Origin of the sequence: Xanthomonas sp. DAR 80977, from assembly GCF_041240605.1 — a bacterium.
Lineage (GTDB): Bacteria > Pseudomonadota > Gammaproteobacteria > Xanthomonadales > Xanthomonadaceae > Xanthomonas_A > Xanthomonas_A bundabergensis.
The window spans coordinates 2432686-2450474 of record NZ_CP162487.1 but is presented as its reverse complement, the minus strand read 5'-3'; the positions used below and the strand labels follow the sequence as shown (position 1 = coordinate 2450474).

Below are 17789 nucleotides of genomic sequence, written 5' to 3'. Positions count from 1 at the left end.
GACGAGCCCGCCCGTGACCATGCCCTGCGACACGCTCTGGCACAACGCCCACCTGATGACGCTGGACGCCGAGGACGGCGGGCTGGGGCAGGTCCGCGACGGCGTGATCGCCTGCCGCGACGGGCGCATCGTCTACGCCGGCGCCGCCGCGGCGCTGCCGGAGCCGCTGGCCGCGCTGCGCAGCGTCGACTGCGGCGGGCGCTGGATCGGCCCGGGCCTGATCGACTGCCACACCCACCTGGTCTACGCCGGCAACCGCGCCGGCGAGTTCGAGCAACGCCTGCTCGGCGCCAGCTACGCCGACATCGCCCGCGCCGGCGGCGGCATCGTCTCCACCGTCCGCGCCACCCGCGCCGCCGACGAAGCCGCATTGCTCGCCGCCAGCCTGCCGCGGCTGGACGCGCTGCTGGCCGAGGGCGTGACCACGGTGGAGATCAAGTCCGGCTACGGGCTGACCCTGGACGACGAACTGCGCCTGCTGCGGGTGGCGCGGCGCCTGGGCGAACTGCGCCCGGTGGCGGTGGCGCCGACCTTCCTCGGCGCGCACGCGGTGCCGCCCGGCGCCGACGCGCAGGCCTACATCGACGAGGTCTGCGAACGCATGATCCCGGAAGTCGCCGCGCAGGGCCTGGCCGAGGCGGTGGACGTGTTCTGCGAGCACCTGGCCTTCAGCCCGGCGCAGACCGAGCAGGTGTTCCAGGCCGCGCAGCGCCATGGCCTGGCGCTGAAGATCCATGCCGAGCAGCTGTCCAACCAGGGCGGCGCGGCGCTGGCGGCGCGCTACGGCGCACGCTCGGCCGACCACGTGGAATACCTCGACGACGCCGGCGTGGCCGCGATGGCCGCGGCCGGCACCGTGGCGGTGCTGCTGCCGGGCGCGTTCTACTTCACCCGCGACACCCAGCTGCCGCCGATCGCCGCGCTGCGCGCCGCCGGCGTGCCGCGTGCGCTGGCCACCGACTGCAATCCCGGCACCTCGCCGCTGACCAGCCCGCTGCTGGCGATGAACCTGGCGGCGACGCTGTTCCGCATGACCGTGGCCGAATGCATCGCCGGCTTCACCCGCGAAGCGGCGCGCGCGCTGGGACGCCAGGAGCAGGTCGGCCGGCTGCGCGCCGGGCTGCACTGCGACCTGGCGATCTGGGACATCGAAGAACCGGCCGAACTGGTCTACCGCATGGGCTTCAACCCGCTGCATGCGCGCATCTGGAGGGGACAATGAGCAACGAGATCGTGCTGCGCCCGGGCGCAGTGAGCCTGGCGCAGTGGCGCGCCGTGTACCGTGGCGCCGGCGTGCGCCTGGATCCGGCCTGCGCCGAGACTGTGCTGCGCAGCGCGCAGACGGTGGAGGCGATCGTCGCCAAGGGCGCGCCGGTGTACGGCATCAACACCGGCTTCGGCAAGCTGGCCAGCGTGCGCATCGAGCGCGAGGACCTGGACACCTTGCAGCGCAATATCGTGCTGTCGCATGCGGCCGGGGTCGGCGAGCCGATGCCGGTGCCGGTGGTGCGGCTGATGCTTGCGCTGAAGCTGGCCAGCCTGGCGCAGGGCGCCTCCGGTGTGCGCCCGGCCACGCTGGCGCTGCTGGAAGCGCTGCTGCGCCACGACGTGATCCCGGTGGTGCCGTGCCAGGGCTCGGTCGGCGCCTCCGGCGACCTGGCGCCGCTGGCGCATCTGGCGACGGTGATGATCGGCGTCGGCGAAGCCTTCGTCGGTGGCCAGCGCCTGCCCGCCGCGCAGGCGCTGGCGCAGGCCGGGCTGCAGCCGCTGGCGCTGGGCGCCAAGGAGGGGCTGGCGCTGCTCAACGGCACCCAGTACTCCACCGCCTACGCCTTGGCCGGGCTGTTCGAGATCGAACGCGTGTTCCATGCCGCGCTGGTCGCCGGCGCGCTGTCCACCGAGGCGGCGAAGGGCTCGGACACCCCGTTCGATCCGCGCATCCATGCCTTGCGCGGCCAGCGCGGGCAGATCGCCACCGCCGCCGCGCTGCGCGAGCTGATGCGCGGCTCGGCGATCCGCGACTCGCACCGCGACAACGACGTGCGCGTGCAGGATCCGTACTGCCTGCGCTGCCAGCCGCAAGTGATGGGCGCGGCGCTGGACGTGATGCGCCAGGCCGCGACCACGCTGGCGATCGAGGCCAACGGCGTGTCCGACAATCCGCTGGTGTTCAGCGACACCGGCGAGGCGCTGTCCGGCGGCAACTTCCACGCCGAGCCGGTGGCCTTCGCCGCCGACATGCTGGCGCTGGCGGTGTGCGAGATCGGCTCGATCAGCGAACGCCGCGTCGCCATGCTGGTGGATCCGGCGCTGTCCGGGCTGCCGGCGTTCCTGACCCCGAAGCCGGGGCTCAATTCCGGTTTCATGATCCCGCAGGTCACCGCCGCGGCGCTGGTGTCGGAGAACAAGCAGCGCGCCTACCCGGCCAGCGTCGATTCGATCCCGACCTCGGCCAACCAGGAAGACCACGTATCGATGGCCGCGCACGGCGCGCGGCGCCTGCTGGCGATGGCCGAGAACGCGGCCAACGTGGTCGGCATCGAACTGCTGGCCGCCGCGCAGGGCTGCGACTTCCACGCGCCGCTGACCTCCAGCGCCGCGCTGGAGGCGGCGCGCGCCTTGCTGCGCGCGCAGGTGCCGACGCTGCAGGACGACCGCTATTTCCACCCGGACATGCTGGCCGCCACCGCGCTGGTGCGCGGCGGCGCGCTGGCGGAGGCGGTCGACGTGTCCCTACCCGATGCAACGTCCGGACCATGACCCCCTGCAGGAGCGGCTCTACGTGGCCTTGGGCCATCAGCCGCGACCGGGCGTCACCGGGAAATCCCGGTCGCGGCTGATGGCCCAAGGCCACGTAGAGCCGCTCCTGCAGAAAGACCGAAAGCACGCAAAAACGCGAGGCCTTATGACGTCCCTCCCCGACTGGCTCAGCATCCACCGCGGCGACGCGCCGCTGATCGTCAGCTTCCCGCACACCGGCACCGAGCTGCCGGCAGCGCTGGCCGAGCGCTTCGTGTCGCCGTGGCTGGCGCAACGCGATGCCGACTGGTGGGTGCACCAGCTGTACGACTTCGCCACCGCGCTCGGCGCCACCACCGTGCGCACTGCGATCTCGCGTTCGGTCATCGACGTCAATCGCGACCCCGGCGGCACCTCGCTGTATCCCGGGCAGAACACCACCGGCCTGTGCCCGCTGACCACCTTCGACGCGCAACCGCTGTACCGCCCCGGCGCCGAGCCGGACGCGGACGAGATCGCCGCGCGCCGCGCGCGCTGGTTCGCTCCCTACCACGCCGCCCTCGACGCGGAAATCGAACGGCTGCGTGCGCGTCACCCGGCCATCGTGGTCTACGACGCGCATTCGATCCGCTCGCGCATCCCGCACCTGTTCGACGGCGAGCTGCCGCAGTTCAACATCGGCAGCGCCGGTCCCTCCGGCGCGAACGACACCAGTTGCGCCCCGGCGCTGGCCGACGCGGTCGAGCGGGTCTGCGCCGGCAGCGGCTTCAGCCACGTGCGCAACGGCCGCTTCAAGGGCGGCTGGAGCACGCGCCACCACGCCGCGCCGGCGCAGGGCGTGCACGCGATCCAGATGGAGCTGGCCTGCCGCGGCTACATGCACGAACCGGCCGAAGTGGCGCCGGACAACTGGCCCTCGCCGTGGCGGCCCGACGCCGCCGCGCCGCTGCGCGCGGTGTTGCAGCAGGTGCTGCAGGCGTGCCTGGACTTCGCCCGCGGCAGCGCGCATCCCTCGCCGCGCCCCGCACCGCCCTCCACGGACGTTTGACGCTGCGCATCCTTCGCATATCTCCGCACCTGCATGTGCGGACTTTCCACATCAAGGAATCCCGCATGACCCGCCTCGACACCACCCGCACCCTCCACGCGCCCACCGGCAGCACCCTCAGCTGCAAGAGCTGGCTGACCGAAGCGCCGCTGCGCATGCTGATGAACAACCTGGATCCGGACGTGGCCGAGCGTCCGCAGGAACTGGTGGTGTACGGCGGCATCGGCCGCGCCGCGCGCGACTGGGAATCCTTCGACGCGATCGTGGCCGCGCTCAGGCGCCTGGACGACGACCAGACCCTGCTGGTGCAGTCCGGCAAGCCGGTCGGCGTGTTCCGCACCCACGCCGATGCGCCGCGGGTGCTGATCGCCAACTCCAACCTGGTGCCGCGCTGGGCCACCTGGGACCACTTCAACGAACTGGATAAGAAGGGCCTGGCGATGTACGGGCAGATGACCGCCGGCAGCTGGATCTACATCGGCGCGCAAGGCATCGTCCAGGGCACCTACGAGACCTTCGTGGAGATGGGCCGCCAGCACTACGCCGGCAGCCTGGCCGGCAAGTGGCTGTTCACCGGCGGCCTCGGCGGCATGGGCGGCGCGCAGCCGCTGGCCGCGGTGATGGCCGGCGCCTCGTGCCTGGCGGTGGAATGCCGCAAGAGCAGCATCGAGATGCGCCTGCGCACCGGCTATCTCGACACCTGGACCGACGACCTGGACGAAGCGCTGCGCCTGATCGAGGAATCGTGCACGGCGAAGAAGCCGCTGTCGGTCGGCCTGCTCGGCAATGTCGCCGACGTGCTGGACGAACTGCTGGTCCGCGGGGTCAAGCCGGACCTGCTGACCGACCAGACCTCCGCGCACGACCCGGTCAACGGCTACCTGCCGCAGGGCTGGACGGTGGAGGAATGGGACGCAAAGCGCGTGTCCGCACCGAAGGAGGTGGAAGCCGCCGCGCGCGACTCGATGGCCAACCACATCCGCGCCATGCTCGCCTTCCACGCGCTCGGCGTGCCGACCGTGGACTACGGCAACAACCTGCGGCAGATGGCGCTGGAGGAAGGCGTCGAGAATGCCTTCGACTTCCCCGGCTTCGTCCCCGCCTATATCCGCCCGCTGTTCTGCCGCGGCATCGGCCCGTTCCGCTGGGCGGCGCTGAGCGGCGATCCGGAGGACATCGCCAAGACCGACGCCAAGGTCAAGGAACTGATCCCGGACAACCCGCACCTGCACCGCTGGCTGGACATGGCCGCCGAGAAGATCAAGTTCCAGGGCCTGCCGGCGCGCATCTGCTGGGTCGGCCTGGGCGACCGCGACCGCCTGGGCCTGGCGTTCAACGAGATGGTGGCCAATGGCGAGCTGAAGGCGCCGGTGGTGATCGGCCGCGACCACCTGGACAGCGGCAGCGTCGCCTCGCCCAACCGCGAGACCGAGGCGATGGCCGATGGCTCCGACGCCGTCTCCGACTGGCCGCTGCTCAACGCCCTGCTCAACACCGCCAGCGGCGCCACCTGGGTCTCGCTGCACCACGGCGGCGGCGTCGGCATGGGCTTCTCCCAGCACGCCGGCATGGTCATCGTCTGCGACGGCAGTGAGGCGGCGGCCAAGCGCATCGCCCGGGTGCTGTGGAACGACCCCGCAACCGGGGTGATGCGCCATGCGGATGCAGGGTATGAGATCGCGGTGGAATGCGCGAAGGAGAAGGGACTGGATCTGCCCGGGATTCTGGGCTGATCGCGTGCCGCTGGGTGGGTGCTGGCCGTTGGCCGGTGATCGCCCGCTTTCTCTGAAGCCGAGCATGCTCGGCGCAATGGGTCCGGGTGCACGGTGCCTGATACAAGAGCAGCCGGGCAAAGGCTCGGCGACACACGCTTGACCCTGTCGCCTGTCGTGAAGATGATGCGCCATCGCCGCTGACGGATCACCGCGATGTATCGCGCCCTTGCTGCCGCACTGCTCTGCGCCCTGCTCGGCAGCCTGCCTGCTTCGGCTCGGGAGACACCGCACGGCCTCGCCTCGCGGTTGGACGCCCAGTTGCAGGCCAACCGCGAACGCTATGGCATCGCCGGTCAGGCGGTGCTGGTCGCACACAACGGCCAGGTGCTCTACCGGGGCGCCAGCGGTGAACGCGAGCGCGGCACCCACGCGGCAGCCACCGTGGATTCCATCTTCGCCGCGCAGTCGATGGCCAAGCTGTTGACCAGCACGTTGGTGATGCAGCTGGTGGATCAGGGCGCGGTGGATCTGGACGCCCCCGCCAGCCGCTACGTCCCGGACCTGCCGGCCGCGTGGCAGGCGATCCACGTGCGCGATTTCCTCAATCACAGTTCCGGCATTGCCGAGTACTACGGCCGGGTGGACAACCGTTGGGTGAGCAAGGGCTACCCCGGCGTGGCGCCCGACCTTGCCGCTGCGCTGAAGGTTGCCGGCGCGGCACCGATGCAGTTCGCCACCGGCAGCCGTGCGCAGTACACGCAGGCCAACTACCTGGTGCTGACTGCCCTGCTGGAAGCGCATTACCGCAAGCCCTACCCCGCCATCGCACGCGAACGCATCCTGCAGCCACTGAAGATGCGCAGCACGTCGTGGGGTCTGGCCAGCGTCCCGCCGGATCGCGCGGCCGTGCCGTACATCGGCAAGGACGGCACGCTGCAGCCGGCCAATGAAGATCCGTGGCCTGACTACGGCTGGGGCCACGCCGATCTGCAGACCACCGTCGGCGACATGAACCGATTCCTGCAGGCGCTGGCCAACGGCAAGCTGGTGCGCACAGCCACCCTGGAAAGACTGTGGCAACCGCAGACGCTGACCGGCGGCGGCAACAACTTCTTCTCCACCGGTTGGGATACCACCCGCAGCGATGGCTATACCCAGGTCGGCCACGATGGCGGCACCCGCGTGCGGGCGAGACTGGCCTACAAGGGCACCCTGACCGACGGCTACTGGGTATTCGTGTACTTCACCAACGGCAGCGCCCGCAATGTCTGGTCCAGCACGCTGGTGGAAAGCACGATGGCGCAGGTCGCGCCGAAGGAGTTCCCGCATGCGGTCCTCGCCGAACGCCTGATCGCCTATGCGATGGACGAAAGCGCCGGAGCCGCGGACGCCATGCGTGCGTGGCTGCGCGACGGCAGCGGCGTCCCCGCCAATGAGCGGGAACGCGCGATCAACGCCAGCGGCTACGCCATCCGCGAGAGTCTCGGTGCAGGCAGGGCGCTGAAGGTGTTCACCCTCAACACCGAGCTGTATCCGGACTCGGCCAATGCCTGGGACAGCCTGGCCGAATGCCGCGCTGCGCTGGGCGATGCCGAGATCGCCAAGGCGCTGTACGCGAAGTCGAAGGCGCTGTCCAAGCCCATCCCGTAGCGTCGCGTTTGCTCGACTGCCGCCTGGCGCGGACCGGATCTGCGCCGAGTGCCCTGCATGCCGATCCACGCGTTCGGGCGAGCGCAAACGCAGTGGAAAGCGCGCCGCCTGGAACGTAGCCGGAACGCCGTCACGCATCGCGACAGTCGCGCTCAAGATCGTCGAACCGGCGCCGACAAGAGATGCAACGTCTCGAGGAGCCTGCATGGGCATCCTGATCTACCTGACTCCCGCCGTCGCGCTCTGGGCACTCACCGCCACGGTGCTTGCCTGGGTGTTCTTCGCCCGCTCGCGCCGCGAACAACAACTGCAGGCCAGCGCACAGGACAGCCTCGCCCGCCACCAGGCCGCGCTTTCGCAGATGAAGGCGCGTGCGGCCGCCAGCGCGCGGGAACTGGAGACGCTGCAGCAGGCCTATGCCAGCCTGCGGCAGACGCTGGACCTGCAGACGCAGGAAGCCGTGCCGGCGCAGCAGGCGATGGAGCCGCAGCCGGTGCCGATCGTGGTGATGGACCGCCTGGACATCGCCACCGAGATCGGCACCCTGCTCGCGCACGTGGCGCGCGTGGCCAGGAGCATCCGCCGCTACAGCGCCTACAGCCGCGGCCACAACGCGCCGGAACTCAGTTCCGCGCGCTACGACCTGCACTGGCTGTCCGACTGCCTGCACAGCCTGGACCAGATCGGCCACGCCCTGGCCAGGGGCAACGTGGATACGCTGACCGCCGCCTGCACCGAACTGCTGTCGATGTACGAGCTGTACCTCAAGGACGGCTCCGGCTACAACAGCCGCGACACCTTCCAGCGCCTGAGCAGCCATGTCCCGCTCGCCGACGTGACCGACGCCATCCGCTCGATCGCGGCCAAGGCCTCGCTGGCCCGGCAGGCGCAGATCCAGGCCGGCGAACACGCGCATACGGCACCGGTGGCCTGACGCGCCCGCGCCGGGCAGGCCCGCGCCCGCTGCCGCCGCGTTGACCGGACCGGTCGCCCGTGCTGTGATGCGTGCCGGTCCGGGCGGGAGCAGCACCATGGCAGACATCAAGGCGGCCTTCGAGAAAGCGGCCAAGGACATCAAGCAGCGCGAGGAGCGTCCCGACAACGACACCTTGCTGCGCCTGTATTCGCTGTACAAACAGGGCGCGGAAGGCGACGTCGCCGGCGCCAAGCCCGGCTTCTTCGATTTCGTCGGCACCGCCAAGTACGAGGCCTGGGCCAAGCTCAAGGGCATGCCGCAGGCCGAGGCGCAGAAGAAGTACGTGGACCTGGTGAAGAAGCTGCTGGCCTGATGGCGCGCGACACCCGCCGGCGCATCCTCGACACGGCCCTGGCGATGTTCAACGCGCAGGGCGAGCCGCACGTCACCACCAACCACATCGCCGACGAGCTGGAGATCAGCCCCGGCAACCTGTACTACCACTTCCGCAACAAGGACGACATCATCGAGCACCTGTTCGCGCGCTACGAGGAGCGCATGGACGCGGCGCTGGAGTTGCCGAGCGCGCGCCTGCCCGGGCTGGAGGACATCTGGCTGCAGCTGCACCTGGTGTTCGAGTGCATCTGGGACTACCGCTTCCTGTACCGCGACCTGATCGAGATCCTCAGCCGCAGCCGGCGCCTGCGCCTGCGTTTCGCGCGCATCCTGCGCCGCGCCGACGACAGCACCCAGGCGGTGTTCCAGGGACTGGCGCAGGCCGGGGCGATGCGCGCCACCGCGCAGGAGCTGGGCGGCATCGCCACCAACGTGCTGGTGGTGGCCACGTTCTGGCTCAACTACGCCGCCGCGCGCGGCGAGAAGGACGAGCAACTGGCGATCCGCCACGGCATCGTGCAGGTGATGCTGCTGATCAGCCCGTTCCTGCGCGAGAGCGAACGCGCGCACCTGGCCACGCTGATGCGCGCCTACCTGGACTGAGCGCTCGCGAGCGCGGCGTCGCCGCGTGCGCAGGCCGCACAACGGCGGCGAGGCCGGACCAAGACCGTTGCGGCCGCGGAATCGGCCGGCCCGGTGCATTGCCAGCTGTCGCGCCTGGCCCCGAACGCCGCGCCAAACCCGCACACTGCGTTCGATGTGGTCCGATGCCGCGCGCCGCACCGATTCGCCAAGCGCCGCCGGCATCGGCTAGGCTTGCCGCCCTGCCCTCGCCGCCGCATCGGAACCCGCGTGAGAACCGTCGTCGCCACCCGCTACGTGACCCCGCTGCGCGAAGGCGGCTCGCTGCCCGCGGTGGTCGAGGCCGACGACGACGGCCTGTACGTGCTGAAGTTCCGCGGCGCCGGACAAGGCCCGAAGGCGCTGATCGCCGAACTGCTCGGCGGCGAACTGGCGCGCGCGCTCGGCCTGCCGATGCCGGAGCTGGTGTTCGCGCTGCTCGACCGCGAGTTCGCGCGCACCGAGCCGGATCCGGAGATCCAGGACCTGATCCGCGCCAGCGACGGCCTGAACCTGGCGCTGGACTACCTGCCCGGCGCGATCAACTACGACCCGGCCGCATTGCGCCCGGATCCGGCGCTGGCCTCGGCGATCGTCTGGTTCGACGCCTTCGTCACCAATGTCGACCGCACCGCGCGCAATACCAACCTGATGGTCTGGCACGGCAAGCTGATGCTGATCGACCACGGCGCGGCGCTGTATTTCCACCACGACTGGGAGCACGCCGGCAGCGCCTGCGCCTCGCCGTTCGCGCGCATCCGCGACCACGTGCTGCTGCCCTACGCCAGCGCCATCGCCCAGGCCGACGCGGAACTGGCGCCGCGGCTGACCGATGCGGTCATCGACGCGATCGTGGCGCAGATCCCGGACGCCTGGCTGCAGGCCGAAGCCAGCTTCGCGAGCGTGGACGCGCATCGCCAGGCCTATGCCGATTACCTCAAGCAGCGGCTGGTACTGCGCGCCGCGTTCGTCGAGGAGGCGCTCCGTGCCCACGCTGCACACCTATGACTACGCGATCATCCGCGTGGTGCCGCGGGTGGAGCGCGAGGAATTCGTCAACGTCGGGGTGATCGTGTCGTGCCCGACCTCCAAGCTGCTGCACGCGGCGATCGAACTGGAACCGGCACGGCTGCACGCGCTGGACCCGACCCTGGACATCGAACGCCTGCGCCCCTACTTGGATGCAATCCCGGCGATCTGCCGCGGCGACGCCGATGCCGGCCCGATCGCGCTGCTGCCGCCGCGCGCACGCTTCCACTGGCTGACCGCGCGGCGCAGCTCGATCATCCAGATGTCCTCGGCGCACGTCGGCCGCACCACGCAGCCCGAGCGCGTGGTCGAGCACCTGCTCGCGCGCATGGTGCGGCCCCCGCGCTAGCGGCGCTGTGCAGGCAGCGCATCGGCTTGTTGTAGGAGCGACTTCAGTCGCGACAGGGATCACCGGTAAAGCGCGTCGCGACTGAAGTCGCTCCCACAGGTGGTTCTCGATCTGCTCCACGGATCCTGCGCAGATCAGGCCACGCCGCTGCTCGCAAAGCCGGCAGCGGATCGGCCGCGAGACCCATGCGGTCGGCTGCAAGCGGCTTCGTGCACATCAGCCGCGGCCGGATCGATGCAACGCGGCATGCCGCCGGGCCGGATCCGCTCCCCCGGCGATGCCAACGCCGCTACTGCGAACGCGCGCTACGCTTGGCCGCGCTGCGCGGACGCCGCGCAGCGGTGGTCTTCTTGGTCGCCCGCTTGCCGGGCTTGACCGCCGCCGGCCGCTTGCGCGGCGTTGCACGCGGCTTGGCCTGCAGGCCGAGCTTGACCAGCACCGGCTGCAGCCGCGCCTCGACCTCGGCGCTCAACGGCTGCACCTGGCCGCGCAGCGCCGCGGCGCCCTCGCGCACGCTGGTTTCGGCGCCGTCGGCCAGTTGCGCCACCAGCGCCTTCAGGGTGCTCGCGCCGCTGGCGGCATCGGCCGCCGCGGCCAGCGCGCGCTTGCGGGTCAGCGACACCAGGCCCAGGCCGGCCAGCCACAGGTGCCGCGGCGCCAGGGTCTCGGTCCGGGGCGTGGAGGTGGAACGCTTCTTGGTCGCCATCGTGTGTCTCCCTGGATGCCGGCAGCGGCACCGATGCGAGGCATGCTGGCGGCAGCGGCTTGAGCAAACACACTATCCGCAGTGCAGCTTGCCAGGCGTTCGTTGCGGCGCCATGCTCGGCGCGAATTCCAGGGAGGCCAGGCATGGCAGCAAAACCGACCGCATGGGCGCCGTTCCCGCACGACGCCAAGGCCTACGCCTATCCGGGCGAGGCGCTGAATAAGGCCTGGCCCAAGCTGCACGCCGGCGACCGCGAACCGTATCCGGACCCGGCACGCGCGCAGGCGCTGCTCGCCGCCGCCGGCAAGGCCGGCAAGGGCCACGACGCGCAGACGCTGTCGGCGGCATTGATCGAGGCCTGGCGCAGCTTCCACCAGGGCCAGTTCCAGCAGGCGTACACCGCCGGACAGGCGCTGGGCGTGTTCGGCGCCTCGGTCGCGGTCAAGGCGCTCGGCATCCACGCCAGCTACCTGGTCGAGGACGACAAGGAAAAACTGCAGCGCCTGCAGCAGGCCGCGACGCTGGCCGAGGCGGCGATCGCCGCGCTGCCGGACGAGGCCAACAGCCACTATCGCCACGCCTTCGCGCTCGGCCGCTACAGCCAGGGGCTGAGCATCGTCAAGGCGCTCAAGCAAGGCATCGCCGGCAAGGTGCGGCAATCGCTGGAGACCGCGCTGGAGCTGGAACCCAAGCATGCCGAGGCGCACATGGCGCTGGCGCTGTACCACGCCGAGATCATCGGCAAGGTCGGCGCGATGATCGGCGGGCTGACCTACGGCGCCAAGGCCGCGACCGCCGAACAGCACATCCAGCAGGCGCTGAAGCTGACCCCGGATGCGCCGATCGCGCACGTCGAATACGCCAACGTGCTGTTGCTGCTGCACGGCGACAAGCGCGAGGACGCGGCCGCCGGCGAATTCGAGCAGGCGGCCAAGCTCAAGCCGCGCGACGCGATGGAAGCGCTGGACGCGGCGTTCGCGCGCGAGCAGTTGGAGTAGCTGGGGCGAGCGATCGCTGCAGTGCCTTCTCCCATTGGGACCATGGCCCACTTTTTCGGGGGAAGGTGCCCCGCAGGGGGCCGATGAGGGTGCGGGCGAAGCTTCGTGCACCCGACGCCGCGGGTCGCTTCGCGCCGGACCCTCACCCCAACCCCTCTCCCGGGGGGAGAGGGGCTAGGCATGCATCGCTGTTCCTTCTCGCATCGGGACCATGGCCCCTTTTCGGAGAAGGTGCCCGCAGGGGGCCGATGAGGGTGCGGGCGAAGCTTCGTACACCCGACGCCGCGGGTCGCTTCGCGCCGGACCCTCGCCCCAACCCCTCTCCCGGGGAAGAGGGGCTAGGCATGCATCGCTGTTCCTTCTCGCATCGGGACCATGGCCCCTTTTCGGGGGAAGGTGACCCGCAGGGGTCGATGAAGGTGCGGGCGAAGCTTCGTGCACTCGACGCCGCGGGTCGCTTCGCGCCGGACCCTCACCCCAACCCCTCTCCCGGGGGGAGAGGGGCTTTGTTCGTGGGCATTGCCATGCCCTCGCCGCGCCAGAAACGACGACGCCGGCATTGTGCCGGCGTCGTCGTATGACACGCGCTCGCGCGATCAGTTTTCCGGCGGCAGCTCGCTGGCGATCTCGGCGATGCCGTCCTCGCCCACGCTCGGCTCCGCCGGCTCTTCCTCGACCAGCGAACCGTCCAGGCGCTCCACCGCCTGCAGCTTCTCGCCCTTGGACAGGCGGATCAGGGTCACGCCCTGGGTGTTGCGGCCGACGCGGGAGATTTCCGAGGCGCGGGTGCGCACCAGGGTGCCGCCGTCGGAGATCAGCAGCACCTCGTCGCGGGTGCTCAGCAGCACCGCGCCGACCAGCTTGCCGTTGCGTTCGCTGGTCTGGATGCCGATCACGCCCTGGGTGCCGCGGCCCTTGCGCGGGTATTCGGCCAGCGGGGTGCGCTTGCCGTAGCCGTTCTCGGTGGCGGTGAGGATGTAGGCATCGGGCTCGTCGCCGTTGCGCAGCACGCCCTCGGCGTCGACCTCGGCCTCCGCTTCGAGCGCCGGCTCGACGTCCTCGGCATCCTCGTCCTGGCCCTCGGCCGGCTCGGCCACGATCAGGCTGACCACGTATTCGCTCTTGGCCAGGCGGATGCCGCGCACGCCGCGGCTGCTGCGCCCGGTCGGCTTGACCCCGCCGCGGCTCTTGCGGCGCGGGCTGCGCGCGTCGTCGCCGTCCTCGACCGCCTCGGCCAGCGCGACCTCGTCGTCGCCGTTGTCCTCGCCCGTGCCCTCGTCGATGGCGCCGTCCTCGGCCTCGTCGTCCTTGGGCCGTTCGGAGAAGCGCACGGTCTTGCCGTTGGACGCGAACAGCAGCACATCGCGCTCGCCGTCGGTCAGGCCGACGCCGACCAGGGCGTCGCCCTCGTCGAGATTGATCGCGATCTTGCCGATCTTGCGCTGGAACGCGAATTCGCTGAGCGGGGTCTTCTTGACCATGCCGTTGCGGGTGGCGAAGAACACGTAGCGGCCGCCGGCATAGTCGCGCACCGGCAGCACCGCCTGCACGCGCTCGCCGTTCTCCAGCGGGATCCAGTTGATGATCGGGCGGCCGCGCGCGTTCGGGCCGGCCTCCGGCAGCTGGTACACCGGCAGCCAGAACACCTTGCCGCTGCTGGTGAAGGTCAGCAGCGTGTCGTGGGTGTTGACCAGCCACAGCTGGTCGATGAAATCCTCTTCCTTGGTCGCCGCCGCGCTGCGGCCGCGGCCGCCGCGGCGCTGCGCGCGGTAGGCGCTGACCGGCTGGCGCTTGGCGTAGCCGGCATGCGACAGCGTCACCACCACGTCTTCCGGCGCGATCAGGTCGAGGATGTCGAGGTCTTCCTCGCTGTGGCGGATCTCGGTGCGGCGTTCGTCGCCGTACTCCTCGCGGATGCTGATCAGTTCCTCGCGGATCACCTGCAGCAGCACGTCGGGGTTTTCCAGGATCCGGATCAGCCCGGCGATCGCGTCCAGCAGCTGCTTGTATTCCTCGGTCAGCCGCTCCTGCTCCAGCCCGGTCAGGCGGTGCAGGCGCATTTCCAGGATCTGCGCGGCCTGCACCTCGGTCAGCTGGTAGCCGTCGGCGACCAGGCCGACCCCGGCCGGCAGGTCTTCCGGCTGCGAGGCCTCGGCGCCGGCGGCGCCCAGCAGCGCGCCGACCAGGCCCGCGTCCCAGCGCCTGGCCAGCATGCGCTCGCGCGCTTCGGTCGGGTTGGCCGAGGTCTTGATCAACTCGATCATCTCGTCGATGTTGGCGAGCGCGACGGTCAGGCCTTCGAGGATGTGCGCGCGGGCGCGCGCCTTGCGCAGTTCGAAGATGGTGCGGCGGGTGACCACTTCGCGGCGGTGGCGGACGAACGCCTCCAGCATCTGCTTGAGGTTCAGCAGCTGCGGGCGGCCATCGACCAGCGCCACCATGTTGATGCCGAACACCGACTCCATCTGGGTCTGCTGGTACAGGTTGTTCAGCACCACATCGGCGGCTTCGCCGCGCTTGATCTCGATGTAGATGCGCATGCCGTCCTTGTCGGACTCGTCGCGCAGTTCGCTGATGCCTTCGAGCTTCTTTTCCTTGACCAGCTCGGCGATCTTCTCGATCAGCCGCGCCTTGTTGACCTGGTACGGGATCTCGTTGACCACGATCGCCTCGCGGCCGTTGTCCTGGATCTCGATCTCGGCCTTGGCGCGCATGCGCACGCGGCCGCGGCCGGTGCGGTAGCCGGCGACGATGCCGCTGGTGCCGTTGACGATGCCGGCGGTGGGGAAATCCGGGCCGGGGATGTATTCCATCAGCCCGTCGACGTCGATCTGCGGATTGTCGATCAGCGCCAGGCAGGCGTTGATCGATTCGGTCAGGTTGTGCGGCGGGATGTTGGTCGCCATGCCCACCGCGATGCCGGCCGAGCCGTTGACCAGCAGGCTCGGGAACCGGGTCGGCATGACCGTCGGCTCCAGTTCCTTCTCGTCGTAGTTGGGCTGGAAATCGACGGTTTCCTTGTCGATGTCGGCCATCATCTCGTGGGCCAGGCGCGACATGCGCGCCTCGGTGTAACGCATCGCCGCCGCGGAGTCGCCGTCGACCGAGCCGAAGTTGCCCTGCCCGTCCACCATCAGGTAGCGCAGCGAGAACGGCTGCGCCATGCGCACCAGCGTGTCGTACACCGACTGGTCGCCGTGCGGATGGTACTTGCCGATCACGTCGCCGACGATACGCGCCGACTTGTAGTAGGGCTTGTTGCTGTGCGCGCCCAGCTCGTTCATCGCGAACAACACGCGGCGATGCACCGGCTTGAGGCCGTCGCGCGCATCCGGGAGGGCACGCCCCACGATCACGCTCATCGCGTAATCGAGGTAGCTCTTGCGCATCTCGTCTTCCAGGTTGACCTGGATGATTTCCTTGGCGGATTCTGCCATTCGGGTTCCGTAAGTCTGGTGGCTAATCGACCAGGACGCCGGCCCGCGGCAAGCGGGCCTGCCGGCACCGAAAACCTACGGCGCGCAGCGGTCGATCGAACCGCCGGATTCTATCATGACAGGCGTGCGAATGCCCGGTTTTTGCCGGCCCGAACAAGCACTTGCGTGTCTTTGCGGGGCCGTGCAGGAAGTCTGGCGCGGTTGCCGCGGCTCAGCCGCCGAACGCGGCGCGCATCCGCTCCGGATCCGGACGCTCGATCACCCCGCGCTCGGTGACGATGGCATCGATCAGCGCGGCCGGGGTCACGTCGAACACCGGATTCCAGGCGGCGATGCCGTCGGCCACGGTGCGCACCCCGCCCACCCCGAACAGCTCGCCCGGGTCGCGCTGCTCGATCTCGATCTGCGCGCCGTCGGCGGTGTCCATGTCCACGGTGGACGACGGCGCCACCACCATGAACCCGACCCCGTGGTGGCGCGCGGCGATCGCCAGCTGGTAGGTGCCGATCTTGTTGGCGGTGTCGCCGTTGGCGCAGATGCGGTCGGCGCCGACGATCACCCACTGCACCGCACCGGTCTTCATCAGGTGCGAGGCGGCCGAATCGGCGATCAGGGTCGCGTCGATGCCGTCCTGCTGCAGTTCCCACACGGTCAGCCGCGCGCCCTGCAGCCACGGCCGGGTCTCGCCGGCGAACACCTTGGCGATGCGGCCCTGGGCCATGCCGGCGCGGATCACGCCCAGCGCGGTGCCGAAGCCGGCGGTGGCCAGCGAACCGGTGTTGCAATGGGTCAGCACGCCGCTGCCGGGCGCGATCAGGCCGGCGCCGAGCGCGCCCATGTGGCGGTTGGCGGCCAGGTCCTCCTCGGCGATGGCCTGCGCCTGCCGCGCAATCGCCTGGCGCCAGTCCGCGCCGGCCGCGGCCAGCGCCTTGCGCATGCGCATCAGCGCCCAGGCCAGGTTCACCGCGGTCGGACGCGCCGCATTGAGCCGCTGCAGCGCCGGCTCCAGCTTGGCCAGCGCCTGCGCGCCGTCGTCGGCCTGGATGTCGCGCGCGGCCAGCACCACGCCCCAGCCGGCGGCGATGCCGATCGCCGGCGCGCCGCGCACCGCCAGGCTGTGGATCGCCGCGGCGACCTGGTCGCTGTCGTCGCACTGCACGTGCTCGACCACGAACGGCAGCTTGCGCTGGTCCAGCAGCTGCAGCGCGTCGCCGGTCCACAGGATCGGGCGGATATGGTCGTAGCGGGCGTAATCGATATCGAGGGCGGCGTTCATCGGCCTATTGTAGACGGCGTGGGATTGGGGATTGGGGATTGGCAAAAGCGATGGCGGCGGCGCGATCGGACGCCTGGCCTGCTGGTCGCGCGTCAGTTGACGCTGAATTCTGCGCGGCAGCCCTTGTCGACCCAGATGCCGTCGCGGTCCCAGCCCCAGCTGTCGTCCTGCACGCAGGCGGTGCCGGACAGTTGCCGGCGCAGCTGCACGCCGCCGTGGATGCTGACCCCGCAGCGGCGCCGCGAGCGGCCCTTGGATTCGCACAGCACCGGCCGCGCGCCGACCGGGAAGCCGGAGCCGTCGCTGGCGCCGATCTCGAACTCGCCGCGGCAGCCGCGCGACACCCAGATCTCGTTACGGCGCACGCCCCAGCTGCGCTCCTCGCGGCACGGCACCGAGGACAACTGGCGCATCAGCCGCACCGGCGCGCCGCGCAGCATCACCGGGCAGCTTTCGACCCGGCCATCGGATTCGCAGCGCAACACGCGGCGCATCGCGCCGCGCGTGGCCTGCGGCGGATTGGAACGGAATTCGGCGCGGCAGCCCAGCGTCACCCACACCCCGGTGCCGTCCGAGCCCCATTCGCTGCCGCGGATGCAGTCGTTGTCGGACAGTTGCCGGACCAGCTCCACGCCCTGCTCGGTCGGCATCGGGCAATGCACCCAGCCCATGTCGCGCGATTCGCAGCGCACCACCGCATCGGCATAGGCGTCGGGCACCTGCGCCCACGTCGTCGCCGGCCATGCGCATACCGCCAATCCCAGCCAACCCCAGCTACCGAGCCCGTACGACCACTTCATGCTTGGCGCTGCCCCCGTGCGTAGAACCTGAACAACAAGACCGCCACATCGCGCACCGCGCGCATGTCCGGCTGGATCAAACCATCATCGATGTGGACAAAGCAAGAAG

15 protein-coding genes are annotated in these 17789 nt (G+C 70.3%); 11 read left to right on the top strand and 4 right to left on the bottom strand.

The window, feature by feature from the left end; all coding sequences use genetic code 11:
- Positions 1–19: 19 nt before the first annotated feature.
- The 10 genes from hutI to AB3X10_RS10390 all read left to right on the top strand — a co-directional run bounded on the left by hutI (position 20) and on the right by AB3X10_RS10390 (position 10463).
- Positions 20–1222 (top strand): imidazolonepropionase, encoded by a 1203-nt coding sequence (gene hutI / locus AB3X10_RS10435; protein WP_369981770.1) that lies wholly within the window; start codon positions 20–22, stop codon positions 1220–1222.
- On the top strand, positions 1219–2760 hold the full coding sequence (gene hutH / locus AB3X10_RS10430; protein ID WP_369981326.1) for a histidine ammonia-lyase: 1542 nt from the start codon (positions 1219–1221) through the stop codon (positions 2758–2760). Before hutI ends, hutH begins: the two co-directional genes overlap by 4 nt.
- A 145-nt stretch (positions 2761–2905) precedes the next feature.
- Entirely contained in the window at positions 2906–3787 is an 882-nt protein-coding gene (gene hutG / locus AB3X10_RS10425; RefSeq protein WP_369981324.1) for an N-formylglutamate deformylase, read from the top strand.
- A gap of 65 nt (positions 3788–3852) precedes the next feature.
- Complete coding sequence (gene hutU, locus AB3X10_RS10420; RefSeq protein WP_369981323.1) at positions 3853–5520, top strand: urocanate hydratase; 1668 nt, start codon at positions 3853–3855, stop codon at positions 5518–5520.
- 195 nt (positions 5521–5715) lie between these two features.
- A complete protein-coding gene (locus tag AB3X10_RS10415; RefSeq protein WP_369981321.1) occupies positions 5716–7152 on the top strand; it encodes a serine hydrolase domain-containing protein in 1437 nt (478 codons plus the stop codon).
- Between the two features lie 205 nt (positions 7153–7357).
- Positions 7358–8086 carry a hypothetical protein gene (locus tag AB3X10_RS10410; protein WP_369981319.1) on the top strand — a complete coding sequence of 243 codons (729 nt, stop codon included), beginning with the start codon at positions 7358–7360 and terminating at the stop codon, positions 8084–8086.
- Between the two features lie 97 nt (positions 8087–8183).
- The gene (locus AB3X10_RS10405; protein WP_369981317.1) at positions 8184–8441 is read left to right on the top strand and encodes an acyl-CoA-binding protein; all 258 of its coding nucleotides are present in this window, start codon (positions 8184–8186) and stop codon (positions 8439–8441) included.
- Positions 8441–9067 (top strand): TetR/AcrR family transcriptional regulator, encoded by a 627-nt coding sequence (locus AB3X10_RS10400; RefSeq protein ID WP_145706300.1) that lies wholly within the window; start codon positions 8441–8443, stop codon positions 9065–9067. Before AB3X10_RS10405 ends, AB3X10_RS10400 begins: the two co-directional genes overlap by 1 nt.
- A 249-nt stretch (positions 9068–9316) precedes the next feature.
- Positions 9317–10093 carry a HipA family kinase gene (locus tag AB3X10_RS10395; protein ID WP_369981316.1) on the top strand — a complete coding sequence of 259 codons (777 nt, stop codon included), beginning with the start codon at positions 9317–9319 and terminating at the stop codon, positions 10091–10093.
- Positions 10071–10463, top strand: coding sequence for a DUF3037 domain-containing protein (locus AB3X10_RS10390; protein WP_369981314.1), 393 nt, complete (start codon positions 10071–10073; stop codon positions 10461–10463). Before AB3X10_RS10395 ends, AB3X10_RS10390 begins: the two co-directional genes overlap by 23 nt.
- Positions 10464–10752: 289 nt before the next feature.
- Here the strand turns inward: AB3X10_RS10390 and AB3X10_RS10385 are convergent, their stop codons facing one another.
- Complete coding sequence (locus AB3X10_RS10385; protein WP_369981312.1) at positions 10753–11169, bottom strand: hypothetical protein; 417 nt, start codon at positions 11167–11169, stop codon at positions 10753–10755.
- A 143-nt stretch (positions 11170–11312) separates the two neighbouring features.
- Between AB3X10_RS10385 and AB3X10_RS10380 the strand changes: the two genes are divergently transcribed.
- The gene (locus AB3X10_RS10380) at positions 11313–12167 is read left to right on the top strand and encodes a hypothetical protein (protein ID WP_369981311.1); all 855 of its coding nucleotides are present in this window, start codon (positions 11313–11315) and stop codon (positions 12165–12167) included.
- A 596-nt stretch (positions 12168–12763) separates the two neighbouring features.
- On the opposite strand, the gene gyrA is transcribed toward AB3X10_RS10380, so the two are convergent.
- The 3 genes from gyrA to AB3X10_RS10365 form a co-directional block, all read right to left on the bottom strand.
- Positions 12764–15604, bottom strand: a complete 2841-nt coding sequence (gene gyrA, locus AB3X10_RS10375) for a DNA gyrase subunit A (protein ID WP_369981309.1) — start codon at positions 15602–15604, stop codon at positions 12764–12766.
- 211 nt (positions 15605–15815) lie between these two features.
- Positions 15816–16880: an S-methyl-5-thioribose-1-phosphate isomerase gene (mtnA, locus tag AB3X10_RS10370; RefSeq protein ID WP_369981307.1), complete on the bottom strand. Its 1065-nt coding sequence runs from the start codon at positions 16878–16880 to the stop codon at positions 15816–15818.
- A gap of 92 nt (positions 16881–16972) precedes the next feature.
- Positions 16973–17551: a DUF3011 domain-containing protein gene (locus AB3X10_RS10365; RefSeq protein WP_369981768.1), complete on the bottom strand. Its 579-nt coding sequence runs from the start codon at positions 17549–17551 to the stop codon at positions 16973–16975.
- Positions 17552–17789: the final 238 nt, after the last annotated feature.